This is a genomic window from Blautia sp. MCC270, from assembly GCF_018785605.1.
GTDB classification, from domain to species: Bacteria; Bacillota; Clostridia; order Lachnospirales; family Lachnospiraceae; genus Blautia_A; species Blautia_A fusiformis.
Genome location: NZ_WQQD01000014.1, coordinates 12,302 through 28,345, shown reverse-complemented (window position 1 = coordinate 28,345; position 16,044 = coordinate 12,302). Strand labels below are relative to the sequence as shown.

Annotated in this window: 13 protein-coding genes and 1 riboswitch; all 13 genes read right to left on the bottom strand. The window is 48.0% G+C overall.

What is annotated here, in order from left to right:
- Window positions 1-12: 12 nt before the first annotated feature.
- The 13 genes from gyrB to GPK58_RS04730 all read right to left on the bottom strand — a co-directional run bounded on the left by gyrB (window position 13) and on the right by GPK58_RS04730 (window position 16,044).
- Entirely contained in the window at window positions 13-1,938 is a 1,926-nt protein-coding gene (gyrB, locus tag GPK58_RS04790) for a DNA topoisomerase (ATP-hydrolyzing) subunit B (protein ID WP_215638298.1), read from the bottom strand.
- A gap of 486 nt (window positions 1,939-2,424) precedes the next feature.
- On the bottom strand, window positions 2,425-3,288 hold the full coding sequence (gene rsmI / locus GPK58_RS04785) for a 16S rRNA (cytidine(1402)-2'-O)-methyltransferase (protein WP_044962018.1): 864 nt from the start codon (window positions 3,286-3,288) through the stop codon (window positions 2,425-2,427).
- 862 nt (window positions 3,289-4,150) lie between these two features.
- On the bottom strand, window positions 4,151-4,891 hold the full coding sequence (locus GPK58_RS04780; RefSeq protein WP_059086497.1) for a tRNA1(Val) (adenine(37)-N6)-methyltransferase: 741 nt from the start codon (window positions 4,889-4,891) through the stop codon (window positions 4,151-4,153).
- Window positions 4,881-5,774: a PSP1 domain-containing protein gene (locus tag GPK58_RS04775; protein ID WP_021651243.1), complete on the bottom strand. Its 894-nt coding sequence runs from the start codon at window positions 5,772-5,774 to the stop codon at window positions 4,881-4,883. The genes GPK58_RS04780 and GPK58_RS04775 overlap by 11 nt, the downstream gene beginning before the upstream one ends.
- Window position 5,775: 1 nt before the next feature.
- Entirely contained in the window at window positions 5,776-6,765 is a 990-nt protein-coding gene (gene holB / locus GPK58_RS04770; RefSeq protein WP_015526578.1) for a DNA polymerase III subunit delta', read from the bottom strand.
- 101 nt (window positions 6,766-6,866) lie between these two features.
- On the bottom strand, window positions 6,867-7,454 hold the full coding sequence (locus GPK58_RS04765) for a guanylate kinase (protein ID WP_015526577.1): 588 nt from the start codon (window positions 7,452-7,454) through the stop codon (window positions 6,867-6,869).
- A gap of 76 nt (window positions 7,455-7,530) precedes the next feature.
- Complete coding sequence (locus GPK58_RS04760) at window positions 7,531-8,970, bottom strand: aminotransferase class I/II-fold pyridoxal phosphate-dependent enzyme (RefSeq protein ID WP_015526576.1); 1,440 nt, start codon at window positions 8,968-8,970, stop codon at window positions 7,531-7,533.
- Window positions 8,971-9,036: 66 nt separating this feature from the next.
- On the bottom strand, window positions 9,037-9,573 hold the full coding sequence (locus GPK58_RS04755) for a Uma2 family endonuclease (protein ID WP_022426158.1): 537 nt from the start codon (window positions 9,571-9,573) through the stop codon (window positions 9,037-9,039).
- A 100-nt stretch (window positions 9,574-9,673) separates the two neighbouring features.
- Entirely contained in the window at window positions 9,674-10,363 is a 690-nt protein-coding gene (locus GPK58_RS04750; RefSeq protein ID WP_015526575.1) for a response regulator transcription factor, read from the bottom strand.
- Window positions 10,356-11,513: a sensor histidine kinase gene (locus GPK58_RS04745; protein ID WP_114001972.1), complete on the bottom strand. Its 1,158-nt coding sequence runs from the start codon at window positions 11,511-11,513 to the stop codon at window positions 10,356-10,358. Before GPK58_RS04745 ends, GPK58_RS04750 begins: the two co-directional genes overlap by 8 nt.
- 474 nt (window positions 11,514-11,987) lie before the next feature.
- A complete protein-coding gene (metK, locus tag GPK58_RS04740; protein WP_015526574.1) occupies window positions 11,988-13,175 on the bottom strand; it encodes a methionine adenosyltransferase in 1,188 nt (395 codons plus the stop codon).
- A gap of 86 nt (window positions 13,176-13,261) precedes the next feature.
- Window positions 13,262-13,363: riboswitch (SAM riboswitch) on the bottom strand.
- Between the two features lie 187 nt (window positions 13,364-13,550).
- Window positions 13,551-15,137: a pilin N-terminal domain-containing protein gene (locus GPK58_RS04735; RefSeq protein ID WP_215638297.1), complete on the bottom strand. Its 1,587-nt coding sequence runs from the start codon at window positions 15,135-15,137 to the stop codon at window positions 13,551-13,553.
- Entirely contained in the window at window positions 15,127-16,044 is a 918-nt protein-coding gene (locus GPK58_RS04730) for a class C sortase (RefSeq protein ID WP_215638296.1), read from the bottom strand. Before GPK58_RS04730 ends, GPK58_RS04735 begins: the two co-directional genes overlap by 11 nt.

The following is a 16,044-nucleotide window of genomic DNA, read 5'->3' as shown; positions in this document are numbered from 1 at the left end:
TTCTTTATTCTCCTAGATATCAAGATTCTTAACGAATCTTGCATTTTCTTCGATAAATTCACGTCTTGGCTCTACCTTGTCTCCCATAAGAGTGGTAAATGTCAGATCGATCTCAGATGTGGCAGCTTCGTCCATGGTCACACGGAGAAGGATTCTCTTCTCAGGGTCCATAGTAGTCTCCCAGAGCTGCTCGGCATCCATCTCACCCAGACCTTTATAACGCTGGATCTTATTGTTTCCGTCACGTCCGATCTCGGTAAGGATATTGTTCAGCTCATCATCGTCATATGCATACCATACCTTTTTGTTCTTCTCCACTTTATAGAGAGGAGGCTGCGCCAGGTATACATATCCCTGCTTGATCAGCTCCGGCATGAAACGATACAGGAAGGTCAGAAGCAGTGTTGCGATATGTGCACCGTCAACATCGGCATCGGTCATAATGATGATCTTGTGATAACGAAGCTTGGAAATATCAAAATCCTCATGGATTCCGGTTCCGAAGGCAGTGATCATTGCCTTGATCTCTTTGTTTCCGTAAATCTTATCCAGACGTGCCTTCTCAACATTCAGGATCTTACCACGCAGTGGAAGGATCGCCTGTGTGGCACGGTTTCTCGCTGTCTTGGCAGAACCGCCCGCGGAATCTCCCTCTACGATATAGATCTCACAGTTCTCCGGATTCTTGTCAGAACAGTCTGCAAGCTTTCCAGGAAGTGACATACTGTCCAGTGCGGATTTTCTTCTTGTAAGGTCACGGGCCTTTCTGGCTGCCTCTCTGGCTCTCTGTGCAAGAACAGATTTCTCAACGGTAGCCTTGGCAACTGCAGGATTCTGCTCCAGGAAAATCTCCAGCTGTTTACTTACAACACTGTCTACCGCACCTCTGGCCTCACTGTTTCCAAGCTTCTGCTTGGTCTGACCCTCAAACTGCGGATTCTCGATCTTAACACTGACGATTGCAGTCAGGCCCTCACGGATATCATCACCGCTTAAGTTCGGCTCACTGTCCTTGAGAAGCTTGTTCTTACGTGCATAATCATTAAATGTATTGGTGATCGCATTACGGAAACCGGTAATGTGTGTACCGCCCTCCGGTGTATTGATATTGTTTACAAAGCCATAGGTGTTCTCTGTATAGGAATCATTATGCTGCAGCGCAACCTCTACAGACACGCCGTCCTTCTCACCCTCACAGTAAATGATCTCCGGGTAAAGAGCCTCCTTGCTTCTGTTCAGGTAGCTTACAAACTCACGGATACCACCCTCATAGTGGAATACCTTCTTGCGCTCCTGTCCCTCTCTCTTATCCTCCAGAACGATACGAAGACCCTTAGTCAGGAAAGCCATCTCACGAAGTCTCTGTTTCAGGATATCATAATCATAAACAGTCTCCTCAAAGATCTCCTTGTCCGGAAGGAAATAAACCTTCGTTCCTGAAAGCCCCGGATCACAGTCACCTACCACCTTCAGCGGGTACATAGTCTTGCCACGCTCATATCTCTGTTTGTATTCCTTACCCTCTCGGTAGATGGTAACCTCCAGCCATTCGGAAAGTGCATTTACAACAGATGCACCAACACCGTGAAGACCACCGGAAACCTTATATCCTCCACCGCCGAACTTACCGCCTGCGTGAAGAATGGTAAATACAACCTCAACTGCCGGAATACCAGCCTTATGATTGATACCAACCGGAATACCACGACCATTATCTGTAACTGTAATGGAATTATCCGGATTGATATCTACATGGATCTCCGTACAAAAACCAGCCAGTGCTTCATCGACTGCGTTATCCACGATCTCATATACGAGATGATGAAGTCCACGGCTGGAGGTACTTCCGATATACATTCCAGGCCTCTTACGTACGGCTTCCAGTCCTTCCAGGATCTGGATCTGATCCGCGCCGTATTCTGTATTCTCTGCGCCCATGTCATTCCTCCTGTTCTTGTCGTCCGGACGTGTTTGAAAATTCATTTCTGCAGAACCATAGCAGCTTCAGAAATCATTACATCAAATCCTGAACAAGATAAACTGATCTTTTAATTTCAGGAAATACTGTATTTTCATTTTGCAGAAAGCAATTCTCAAACCCGCTCCGGAAGTGTCATTTATACCTGTAAAATAAATATTTTTTACATACGAATACAGAGTTTATTATAGCACAAAAAAGCCTGTATTTCCACGCAAAATCATAGGAAATACAGGCAAAAAAGTATCTTATTAAATGCAATCTCAAAACACAGCACAATATGCTCTATACTGCAAGCAAATCATTTCGACAAAATCCGCACAGTACTTTTTATTACCACAATAAAAAAAGCCACATACGCTCCCAAAAATCCTTGGTCACAGTATGCAGCTTATTCAATCATCCACGATCACGTTACCTACGATCCGTACCACAATTACACCTGATCATTCAGCAGAACCTTCTCCATCCAGAAGCGCCTTATAAATATCCCGCTTGGAAACACCACGATCCTTGGCAGCAAGCTTCATGGCATCCTTCCTGGAATTCCCCTGCTGCTCATACATCGCCACATGCTCCGCAATGGAAATCTCCTCCCAGGAAGCACGCTTCTCCGCCTCCATCTCACTGCGGCTCCTGCCCTCGATCACAAGAACACATTCACCCAGCGGCTTCTCATCTTTATAAAAATCCATCAGATCATCGATCGTAGTCCGGAATGCCGTCTCATGCTTCTTGGTCAGCTCTCTGCAAAGAGTCATCCGGCGGTTGCCAAGCGCCTCTCTGAGCTCACCAAGAGTCCGTACAAGCCTGTGAGGTGCCTCATACAGGATAATAGTCCTGGTTTCACAGGAAAGCTCCTCCAGGATCGTTTTTCGTTCTTTCTTATCCGCCGGAAGAAAAGCCTCGAAAGCAAAACGCCTGGTATGCAGGCCTGACAAAGTCAGAGCAGTGATGCAGGCAGCAGGACCCGGAAGTGAAGTCACTTCAATTCCGGCTTCATAGCACATGGCGGCAAGCTCCTCCCCGGGATCTGAGATACCGGGAGTACCTGCATCTGTGATCAACGCAATGTTTGTACCCGCCAGCAGCTTTTCCACGAGGACATGGCCCTTATCGATCTTATTGTATTCGTGGTAGCTAGTCATGGGGGTTTTTATATCAAAATGATTCAGAAGTTTTATGCTGTTGCGGGTATCCTCCGCAGCGATTAAGTCCACTTCCCGAAGGGTTCTTAGTACTCGAAGGGTGATGTCTTCGAGGTTTCCTATGGGGGTGGCGCATAAGTATAGTTTTCCGTTTTGTTTCATAATTTGCCTCTTTTCTCGCTTGACCGCGGGGAGTTGTTTTGCTTAACCGCGGAGGATATTCCACTTGACCGTGGGGGTTATTCCGCTTGACCGCGGGGGGGTGTTTAAGTTTGGGAACTTTGAAAACCGCAAAGGGGCCGCAAAGCCGCGCCCCCTCTGCACACCCCTTGGGCTTTTTTTAAGTAGTGCAAGGGATTCGTTGTTCTTATTTGTTGACTTGTGTCTGTATGCTTCGGTACTCAGCGCGCTACGCTGGGCCGATGTTGTTTTATTTCTTCACTTTCTCAGTGATTCACTTTTGGCAAGGCGTCTGTATTCTTCGATACTCAGCGCACTACGCTGTGCCGATGTTGTTTTATTTCTTCTCTTTCTCTGTGGTTCACTTCTGGCAAGGTGTCTGTATTCTTCGATACTCAGTGCGCTACGCTATGCCGATGTTGTTTTATTTCTTCACTTTCTCTGCGGTTCACTTCCGGCAAGGCGTCTGTATGCTTCGCTACTCAGCGCGCTACGCGTTGCGATCTCTCGCTTTGAATCTCAGGCGAGGGGAGGCAGGCTGCTGGTGGTGACGTTAGCGGAGCCCCCGTCAGCGAGGTGAGGATAGCTGCTGCCACCGAGCGCACTGTTTGAGCGAAGCGAGTTTGCGCGAATGGCAGCAAACCGGCGCCGCAGCCGAGCAGGGGGCGCAGCGTGTCACCACCAGCAGCCTGCCTCCCCTCGCCGTCCCTTCACCAACCGAAGTACCACAACCACCACTACCTCCCAGCCATCCAGCGCAGCGCCGATGGCCCAAAACCTCCCGAGCAGCCACCCCAATCTCTCACAACCGGGGCAGCCACCCTAAGCCACAACATCACAACATTCACACCATCCGATACAACTCCAAAACATCCTCCGTATAAACCCCAGGCCGCTCATAAACCACCAGCGGCCGCTCAACCCGGATCCTGGAATTCCCGCCCTTACAAGCCTCGATCAACACCATATTCGGCTCCTTATCAATAAAAGGATACACCAGCTGCATCCTCTTAGGCTCCAGCTTATACTTCGTCAAAGTCGCCATCAGCTCCACAAGCCGAAACGGCCTGTGCACCAGAAAAAACCGCCCCCGGTCCTTCAGGACCCGGGCAGCCTGACAAGCCACATCATCAAACGAACACAAAATCTCATGCCTCGCGATCGCCTTCGGAAGATGCGGATTCGTCAACCCATGCTGCCCGATCATATACGGCGGATTACACGTCACCACATCAAAAGAAGCCGCCCCAAAAATCCCGGCAGCCTCCCTGATATCACCCTCAACGATCCGAACCCTGTCCTCAAGACCATTATACCTCACACTACGGTCAGCCATCTCCGCACACTCATGCTGGATCTCCAGCCCCGTGAAATGCTCCCCATCCGTACGATCAGAAAGCAAGATCGGAATGATCCCCGTACCGGTCCCCATATCCAGCGCAACCTCACCCCTCTTCACCCGGGCAAAACCAGACAACAGAACCGCATCCATCCCAAAGCAAAACTTCTTCGGATCCTGGATCACAAACAACCCATTCTGAAGATCATCCACACGCTCACCGCAATAAACCAGATCACTTCTCATTCGGCTTCGAATCTCCCTTTTTAACCTCTTTCTCCTCGTGGTCAGCAGAACCACCCTTACCCTTTTTTCTCTTAGGGCGGAACCTCAGATCACGGACCGGAAACTCCTGGATCTCCTTCTCGTCATTCACCTCAACCACGATCTTAACCATCTGCCGGAGAACATTCACACTCTGGACCGTACCCGAAACACCCTGCGGCGTCGTTACCATATCACCGATACCCGGAAGATTCCGGTTCAGCTCCTCATAAGTCTCCTGCTCATTCTTCAGACAGCACATCAGACGACCACAGACACCAGAAATCTTCGTCTGGTTCAGAGAAAGATTCTGCTCCTTCGCCATCTTGATGGAAACCGGCGCAAACTCCGAAAGATACGTATGACAGCAAAGCGTCCTTCCACAGATACCAATACCGCCAAGGATCTTCGTCTCATCACGGACACCGATCTGGCGAAGCTCGATCCTGGTCTTAAACACAGACGCCAGATCCTTAACCAGCTGCCGGAAATCAATACGGCCATCCGCTGTAAAATAAAACAGCACCTTGTTATTATCAAAGGTATACTCCGCATCGATCAGCTTCATATCAAGCCCATGCTCACGGATCTTCTTCTTACAGATCTTAAAAGCCTCTTTCTCCTTCTGGCGGTTCTCAGCCTCATGATCCTCGTCCTCCTTCGTTGCAACACGGAGAACCTCCTTCAGCGGATGGACCACCTCGTCCTCCTTCACGCTGCGCGGCTCCAGGACAACACGGCCATACTCCACACCACGGGCAGTCTCCACGATCACATGATCGCCGACCTTCACCTTATAATTCTTAGGATTAAAATAATAAATCTTACCAACGTTACGAAATCTGACTCCAACTACCTTTTCCATTCTATTTCTCCCTAATTGTCAGGAACAGGAGCTCCAGGGCAAGTTCGAGATTAACATTGGCACGGAGACGCACCTTCGTCTTCTCCAGTGCCTCAAGGATTTTTTCGATATTCTCATAAGAACGCTCGCTGGCCTGCTCTCTGATAAAATTAATCTCCTGTTTAAAAACCAGGTTGTCAATTTCCCTTGTTGCCTTAAACATCAGAACATCGCGGAACCAGAACTGGAAAATATCCAGATAATCATTGATATTATTCTTATCAGCAGTCAAAGTCTTGATCGCCTCTGTCAGCTCATAAACCTCCATGGAATTGGCATATTTCAAAATCTTCAGGGCATTGGCAGTCATATCCGCAAACTCCTGAGAAGTCGCAGCCTCCTTCGCCTTGCCGATACTGCCCTGCGCATAAGACGCATCGATCTCAGCCTGATAATCCGGCACCTGAAGATGCTCCATCAGATATTCCTTCACAAGACTGTCATCCACCACCTTCAGATCCAGACGCACACATCTGGAACGGATCGTAGGAAGAAGACTGTCGATATTGCTTGTCAGCAGCATGATCACCGCATATTCCGGCGGTTCCTCGATAGTTTTCAAAATGGCATTCTGCGCCTGCACTGTCATCATCTCCGCATCCGGAATGATATAGATCTTATACGGACTGCAGTACGGCTTGATATCCACATCACGCACAACCTGGTCACGCACCTCGTCAATGCTGATGCTTCCAGGCTTCTCATGAGTTACTGTAATGATATCCGGATGATTCTTGCCGATCACCTTCTTACAGGAATCACAAGTCATACACGGTTCAGACTCTCCCGATTCACACTGCAGCGCTGCCGCAAAAGTCCCCGCAAGAAGCTTCTTGCCGGATCCCGGTTCCCCTGTAAAAATATAAGAGTGGGATACCTTCCCTGTCTCTATCGCATTCTTCAAATGCCTGATTATATCGTCATGGCCGATGATGTCATGAAATCCTGCCATAAGAATCACCTCTTTCTGCCTTTTGTGCCCTCCGTTATACCCGGCGGACATCTTTCAACTAATTATAACATAATCTTCTGTATAAAAAAAACTATTTTTCCTTATTGTACAGATTTTATATAATTTACGATCTCCTTCACACATTCATCCAGATTATGATTCTCAAAACGCTTCCATATACCTGCTTTAAGAATATTTTCCTCGGAAAAATCATTCTGGTCTGCAAGAAAACGCCTGCACATCTCCTCGTACTTCGGCACCTCCTGGGTCTTCTCCCTGGCAAGCGCACGCTCCAGACGCTCTCCGTCTTCCACCTCTATATAAATAGGCCACATCACTTCATTGCCGTAATACTCCCGGAGCCTCACAAAAGACTCCAGTGTACCGATCCCCAGATAGCTGTCATTACCCACAGACACCTGCCCGTCATCCGCAGTAAAATATGTCCACGGCCCGTAAACCGTCTGATAAGTACGCGCCTCGATCAGCTTCCCGTTTCTTCGGAACTCCTTCAGTTTATTCTCATCTGCAAAAAAATATTCTCTTCCGTTCACCTCTCCATCTCGGATCGGACGGGTGGTATAGATCACAAGCCGCTTAAGCCCCAGCTCCTGATTCCCCTCCAGCTGTCTGTAAATACTGTCCTTACCGGAAGAGCTTTTTCCCATAATGTAAAAAATCTTTCCCATATGTCTCCTCTGCTGCATATGCGTTACTATACACGCTCTGATCCGTAATACACAGAGCCGTCTGCTGCCACGCACCTCACATCTCATTTCTCACAACACACACCGTCTCACTGGTCTGGTCGCTCAGGCCTTGGACCTCAAAGCCCTGTTCCAGGTATCTTCTCACATTTTTTACGAAATGTCCAGAAATCTGTTCCCCCGGAACGATCAGCGGGATCCCCGGCGGATAAAGATACGCAAACTCCCCGGACGTCCGTCCGATACACTCATCCAGCGGACACCGCTCACTCTCCGCATCCATAGCCTGGGAGATCCGCATGATCTGCTTCATTTTTCCGTTTTTCAAGGGCTCCTTCTCCACAGCCTCTTCTCTGTATTTTAACGATTCACGACGGTCGATCTCTTCAATAGCATCACAAAGCCGCTCAAAGCCCTCCGCCGTATCACCCACAGCCGCCAGCGCCAGCACATAATTCTCCGCCTCCATCTCCATTTCCAGATGAAACTCCCTCCGGAGGATCTGGTGCAGCTCCCGGCCGTTCAGCGAACTGTTCACAGTAGAAAGCAGTATCTTGGATCTGTCAAAATCAAAAACTCTCTGGCACTCACAGGCCTGCGGCGTCACCAGCCGGATATACTTACACTCGGAAAGACGCCTGCGTGCTTTTTCCAGATTCTCCGTAAACACACGGAACATCTCATCCCCCTCACGCTCCAGCTTATCCATGCACGCATCAATGCTGCTCATAAGAATATAAGAAGGACTGCTGCTCTGATAGATTCCCAGAAAACGCTTCAGTTTTTCCCGACTCACACGATCACTGCACAGGTGGATCACCCCCGTCTGGGTCAGACAGGGCAGCGTCTTATGCACACTGTTGATCACCACATCCGCACCAAGCTGCGCCGCAGACACCGGAAAATAATCCGAAAACCGAAAATGCGCCCCGTGAGCCTCATCCACGATCAGCGGCACACCATAGTGATGCGCGATCTCCGCGATCCTCGCCACATCCGACACGATCCCGTCATAAGTCGGCGAAGTGATCAGCACCGCCTGGATCTCCGGATTTTCCGCCAGATACATTTCCACACGGCCAGGTGAAATCCCTCCGTTTATCCCCAATTTCGGATCCTCATGTGGATAAATATACGTGACACTCAGCTCCCGCAGATAAATCGCATGGTAAACCGCCTTATGGCAGTTCCTTGCCACCAGGATCTGTCCCCCCTTATCCACAGCCGCAGACACCGCCGCCAGGATCGCCCCGGAGCTTCCATTAATACTATAAAAACTCTCCGGCACACCATAAAGCCGTGCAACATCCTCCTGCGCCCTTTTCAAAATATCCTCAGCATGATGCAGGTTATCAAACCCGTCAATCTCCGTAATATCACTCTCCACCGGAAAATCCCCCTCCACAGCCAGCGGATTCCTCTTATGCCCCGGCATATGAAACGGATAAAAATCACTCTTACCGTACGCTTCCAGTTTCTTGTATAATCTGTCTTCCATAGTTCGTCCTTTTCATCCTAAAAACAAGGAGGGGCTATCACCAGACGATATTCCCCTCCATTTTTATCACATCTCAGCAAAATCGATCCTCAGCTCCTCATAGATTCCCACCTTGATCGAATCCTGAAATGTATACTGCTCCGTATCCTCATTTTCAAAATCATACACCATTACCAGCTTCTTCACAGGATCCACGATCCAGTACTCTCTCACACCGGCAGTCCTGTATTTAAACAGCTTGGTATAATAATCCATACGCCTGCTCGCCGGAGAAACGATCTCGATGATCCAGTCCGGAGCCCCCTTACATCCCCTGTCATCCAGCTTATCCGGATCACAGATAACAGAAACATCCGGTTCCACATAAGTATTCGTCTTCTCATCCAGATACACCGCAAACGGTGCGGCAAACACCTCACATTTGCCCTTGTTAGAATCTATATAGTTACCTATCTTTCTGGACAAAATACTTGAAATCCTCTGATGCATCGTATTCGGCGGCGCCATATAATAAATATGTCCATCGATCAGTTCCGCTCTTTCACCCTCCGGCAAAGCATAAATATCCTCTATCGTATAAATTCTTTCCCTCAACAGCGGCATATCTCCACTCCTCTCAAAAGCACCCGGCAGATCATACACCATCATTCCGATCTGCACTCATACACCTGCAGCAGCTCCATCCGAAGCCTTCCCCACAGACTCACACCTTAAACCGGTACCCCACACCCCAGATCGTCTCAATATACTGAGGCTTGGCCGTATTAAACTCGATCTTTTCACGGATCTTCTTGATATGCACCGTAACCGTAGCGATATCACCCACAGACTCCATATCCCAGATCTCCCGGAAAAGCTCCTCCTTTGTAAAAACCCTGTTCGGATTCTCAGCCAGAAAGGTCAAAAGATCAAACTCCTTGGTAGTAAACGTCGTCTCCTCACCATTGACCCACACACGCCTGGCCGTCTTATCGATCTTAATACCACGGATCTCGATCACATCATTCTTATGCACATTGGAACCAACCAGCCGGTTATAACGCTCCATATGCGCCTTCACACGCGCAACCAGCTCACTTGGGCTGAACGGCTTGGTCATATAATCATCCGCGCCAAGACCCAGTCCGCGGATCTTATCGATATCATCCTTCTTGGCCGAAACCATAATGATCGGCGTATTCTTCTCCTCACGGACCTGCCGGCAGATATCAAAGCCATCCACCTCCGGAAGCATCAGATCCAGGATGATCAGATCAAACTCCTCCTTCATGGCACGTACAAGCCCCGTATCACCACGGTTCTCGATCTCCACCTCAAAACCCGAAAGCTCCAGATAATCCTTCTCCAGATCCGCGATCGCTTCCTCATCCTCTATAATTAAAATCCTACTCATTCAGCGGTACCTCCTGATATTTTCTGAGAACAAAATACATGATCGTTCCGATTCCCAGCCGGCTTGTGGCCCAGACCTTTCCACCATGATCCTCCATGATCTTCTTTACGATGGAAAGTCCGATACCGCTTCCTCCCTTGGAAGAATTTCTGGAAACATCGGTACGGTAAAAACGGTCAAAAATATACGGCAGATCCTTGGCGGCAATCCCCTTGCCGTTATCCTCGATCTCCACCTGGATAAAATCACCCACATCCTTCACACGAAGCTGGATGATCCCCCTTGGCTTCTCCATATACTTAATGGCATTACTCACGATATTATGGATCACACGGCGGATCTGCTCACCATCCGCAATAACCTGCACACCCTTCTCCACATAATTGGCATACACAAGCTCGATCCCCCTGGTCTCCATCTCAAGCCCAAGCTCCTCCGCACAATCCGAAAAATAATCCTCCACATTCAGCTTGCTGAACGTATACGGAATACGGTTGGTATCGATCTTGGAATAAAAGGTCAGCTCATTGATCAGATGATCCATCTCATTGGTCTTATTATAAATGGTACGCACATACCGGTCCATCTTCTCCGGCGTATCCGCCACACCATCCATGATTCCCTCCACATAACCCTTCACCGCAGTGATCGGCGTCTTCAGATCATGGGAAATATTGCTGATCAGCTCCTTATTCTCCTTATCCATCAGGATCTTCTCTTCCGTGGACTCCTTCAGACGCTTACGCATCTCCTCAAAATCCTGGCAAAGCTGGGAAAATTCATCATTCCCCTCAACCTCCAGCACAAAATCCAGATTCCCCTCCTTGATGTTCTTGGTAGCCTTCTTAAGCTTCACCAGCGGAACCGCAATGCTCCGATAGATCCACAGCCCTACGGACAATGCGGTAAAAACAAGGATGATCGTTGCGGTCAGGATCATATCCTTAGCCATCAGCTTCACCTGGCTGCTGGAAGACTGCGGCAGCGAAATATCATAGACCATCTGGCTGGAATCCGAAGCCTGGCTGCTGCTCTCCTGCACATGCTTCGCCTGCGTCTGGCTGAACCCGTACAGACTTGCGGAAAAAAGAAGCAGCGGCAGCAGGATGATCGCAACGAAGCCCACAATAATACGTGTTTTTAACTTCATCTGTATCTCCGTCCTTTATAAATTCACACATTCACATACACGTATTATAACATAAACTATATTCCCTATCTCTAAATTTTCTATAAAAAACCCCATCTTCCAGCATCAGTATTATTCCATTTTGTTCTAAACTATGCTATCATATTTTTGTTGTCCACCCGATACCCGGCAACGGGAGGAGGTGAGTTCTTTTGGAAATTATTATCTCTTTTCTTGTTTCCTGCATGGCAAACATAACTGCCTATTACGTTTGCAAATGGCTAGACGGCAACAAGTAGGACAACGCTAACCTAGTGGTTTCTTGTCCACTATAAAAAATTAGAAGAAGCCCCCGGTATTGGCACTACCGGGGGCTTCACTCTTTGTTCTTTTGGAACTATTACTATCTCTTTTGCCTAATGGCATTATATCATATGCATTTCTTAAAATCAATATTCCTGCCAAAAGGATATATAAATATTTTTTTTGACTCTCTTACAGATACTTCTTCAGAGTCTCAACCTTGTCCAGATGCTCCCATGGAAGATCAACATCTGTACGGCCAAAATGACCATAAGCAGCAGTCTGCTTGTAGATCGGACGGCGAAGGTCAAGCATCTTGATGATACCAGCCGGACGAAGATCAAAATTCTCACGAACGATCTCAACAAGCTTAGTCTCAGAAAGCTTACCTGTTCCGAAGGTATTCACACTGACAGAAGTCGGATGCGCAACACCGATCGCATAGGAAAGCTGGATCTCACACTTGTCAGCAAGACCGGCTGCAACAATGTTCTTTGCAACATAACGTGCAGCATAAGCAGCAGAACGGTCAACCTTTGTGCAGTCCTTACCGGAAAAAGCACCGCCGCCGTGACGTCCTGTTCCGCCGTAGGTATCAACGATGATCTTACGACCTGTCAGACCACTGTCACCGTGAGGTCCGCCGATAACAAAACGACCTGTCGGATTGATGAAATACTTCGTATCCGCATCAACCATATCAGCCGGAATGATCGCATCAAAAACATACTTCTTAATGTCCTCATGGATCTGCTCCTGAGTAACATCCGGATCATGCTGTGTAGAGCATACAACAGCATCGATTCTCTTCGGCTTGCCGGCCTCATCATACTCAACAGTAACCTGAGTCTTTCCATCCGGTCTTAAATATTTCAGAGTGCCGTCCTTACGAACCTTTGTCAGCTGCTGAGCAAGCTTGTGAGCCATGTTGATGGCATATGGCATATACTCCTCAGTCTCATTGGAAGCATAACCAAACTGAAGACCCTGGTCACCGGCACCGATGGAATCCAGCTCGTCCTCATTCATATCGTCCTCTTTCTGCTCAAGAGCCTTGTCAACACCCATAGCGATATCTGTGGACTGCTTGTCAAGTGATGTGATAACCGCACAGGTATCTGCATCAAAGCCATAATCCGCATTGTCATATCCGATCTCACGGATAGTATCGCGAACGATCTTCTGGATATCAACATTAGCCTTGGTTGTGATCTCGCCCATAACAAGTACAAGACCTGTTGTAGTAGCAGTCTCACATGCAACACGGCTCATCGGATCCTGTGCCATCATAGCATCAAGGATCGCATCGGAAATAGAGTCGCAGACCTTGTCAGGATGACCCTCAGTTACAGATTCAGATGTAAATAAAATTTTCTCCATGATCTTCTCCTTTTGTAATAAAACAATGGTTATATACATAAAAAACAGCCCGTACAATCCGGACTGTTTAAATTCTGTAAACAATCCTCTTATTGTTCGATTGCTCGCTCAGGTTGGCACCTTCCTGGGTTCTCCGGGGTTGCCGTGGCTTCACAGATCCTTTGTATCTCCACCACTCTGAATAAAAGGCTATCTTTTATGAAATTTACTGCAACACATACAATATACTTATCATACCAAAATGTCAAGAACAATTTTCGAGAAAAAATATCACCCGCTGCTTTTTCATCCCCAATACATAAATATTCAAAAAAAGAACCGGGCATCCACATCGCCCGGTTCTTCCATCGATCATCCTTCAGAATGATCCGTTATTTATTTTTTCTTCTTTCTCTTAACTCCATAAGCTGCACCACCGCCAACAATGATCGCTGCTGCAAGGATTCCAACCCATACGCCGATCGGTGTATCATCGCCGGTCTTTACAGAACGTCTTGCTGTACCGCTGGTATCGTTCGGAGCAGTTCCGCCCGCTGTACCATTATTCGGGATCGGAGTGATCCGATCATTTCCACCATGATTTGCTCCAGGTGTAGCAGTCGGAATCGGTGTCGGCTCGGAAGAAAGACTGTTAGTGATCTCCTTTGTTACAGTATATCGGTTATCATTATTCAGTGTAACCTCACCCTGACCGGTAACTGTATACTTAAAGGTATCATCATCAACCGGATTTCCATCCTTATCCGTCTCCAGAACAGTATAAGTAACACTGTTGATCTCCTGATCTGTTGGAAGATCCACCATTACCTGAACACTATCATTCTGTTTCAGAGTCACTACCTTCTCAAGCGTCAGCTCACCGTTACTTTCAGTGGAGAACAAACCTGCATAGAACGTATCATCCACAGTAGAAGCAACACCATCGATCATCACATTCTTCTTAATGTTGATATATCCGTTACGGCTGAATATATCGGAAATCTTTGTATAATAGTTATTTACATAAGCCGCTGCCTCAGCAGCACCACTATCTCCACCGATCACAACCTGATTGGACTTCTCTTCACTCTCACCATTCGGCTTCGTTACATTGTAGTAGTAAAGATTCTCATCATCCACCTTAATCTTCGTATTCTGCTGAAGAGGATTTCCATCCTCATCCAGCTCAAATACATAATAGGTGCCATCCGGAACATCCGTCCATGTAGCTGTACCACTGGAAGCATTCTGGATATGGATATCCTGTAAATAATCATCACGGAACGGGATCGTACCTTCCTGATCCGAAAAAACGCCAACCTTATAAGTTACATCCTCCTTCGTTTCCAGAGGAATCACATTCCCGTTATCATCAACATTATAGATCCTCTTCGTAACCTGGATCTGTGTATGCTTCTGGGGATTACTTACAGACTTCGGATAAGCCTGTACATCGTACATCCAGCCCTGCTCCTGATCTGCAAAAGGAACGGAGATCAGCATCGGTGAAACCATAACACTGCTGTTTCCATCTGTCTGCACCACCAGGTACATACCCTCAGCCAGATCAGCGAAAGTCATATTCCCCTCTGCATCAGAGGACTTGGACATACCCCACACATCCACGCTTCCGCTGACGATCATAGCCGCCAGCTTCTCTGCCGCTTCATACCAGCCATCAGCCGTCGTGATGGAATCAAAATCGATCTCTGCGGCAGCCAGTGCCTCATCCAACACGAAATGCACATTGCCATCAAAATTCACACTGCCAACCTTGTAGATCGTCAGCCCTACATCCGGCAGCGGAGTCTGGTTTCCCTCCTCATCCGCCTGCTGAACCGTCAACGTCAGATTACCTGTTTTTCCAGCTTCATAATCCCCAGCGAAAACCGGCTGCAAAACACTCGTGACCAGCATAGCCGTCAGCATCAGAACAGCCAGAAGGCTCCGGAATATTTTCCCTTGCTTTCTTCTATTTTTCATCGCTCTCTGCCTCCTCTTTCCTTTCTGAAAGCTGCTTCTTTTTCCGTTTTTTGTCCCTATAACGGACGATCAGATAAATCAGCAGGATCAGAACAACAAGCACTGCAGCGCCGCCGGCCAGAACCCTCTTCGGATCCACAACAGCAAGCTTCTGCGGTATCGTTTCGTCATTCTTTGTATCTTCCACCACATATTTCGTCCGCACTCCCCGGACAAGAAGCCTGTGGGTGTTAACTCCATAAGGGGTACACGTGATCAGAGTCACATGATCTTCACCCTCGATAATATCCAGGTCACTGGTCTCATCCGGAAGCACCGTCTTGATCTGATCCACCTTGTAGGCCAGATGCTTGCCAAGAATGTGCAGGATAAAAATATCTCCCTTTTCCATCTGATCCAGATCTGTAAAAAGCTTTGCGTTAGGAAGACCTCGATGCGCCGCCAGAACCGCATGGGTGCTCTTGCCTCCGATGGGAAGGCTGGTACCCTCCACATGACCGACACCCTTTTCCAGGACCGTTTTGCTCAGTCCGTGATAGATCGCCAGTCTGGCTTTGATCTTCGGGATCTCGATACTCCCCATCAGACCATCACCGTTCGGATCCAGAACCCTGTCATAAGGATGACTCAGCTCATAAGTATCCTCTTCCTCAAAAGCATCTACAATGGCATTCACCGGATGCTCGGCATTATACTCCTTCGCCTCTTTCCACAGCCTGTCATAGTCGTTGTCCGAAAGCTCCGTTACCGCTTCCTCGTACTTACTGACCAGCTGGGCATTTCGATACTGGTTCCACATATCACTGATCGTGGGATAAAGGAACACCCCCGCCCCCGCCAGAAACACCAGGCCGATAATGATGTTCAGGACAACATTACTCTTTTTCTTTTTTTTCTTTTTAGCCAT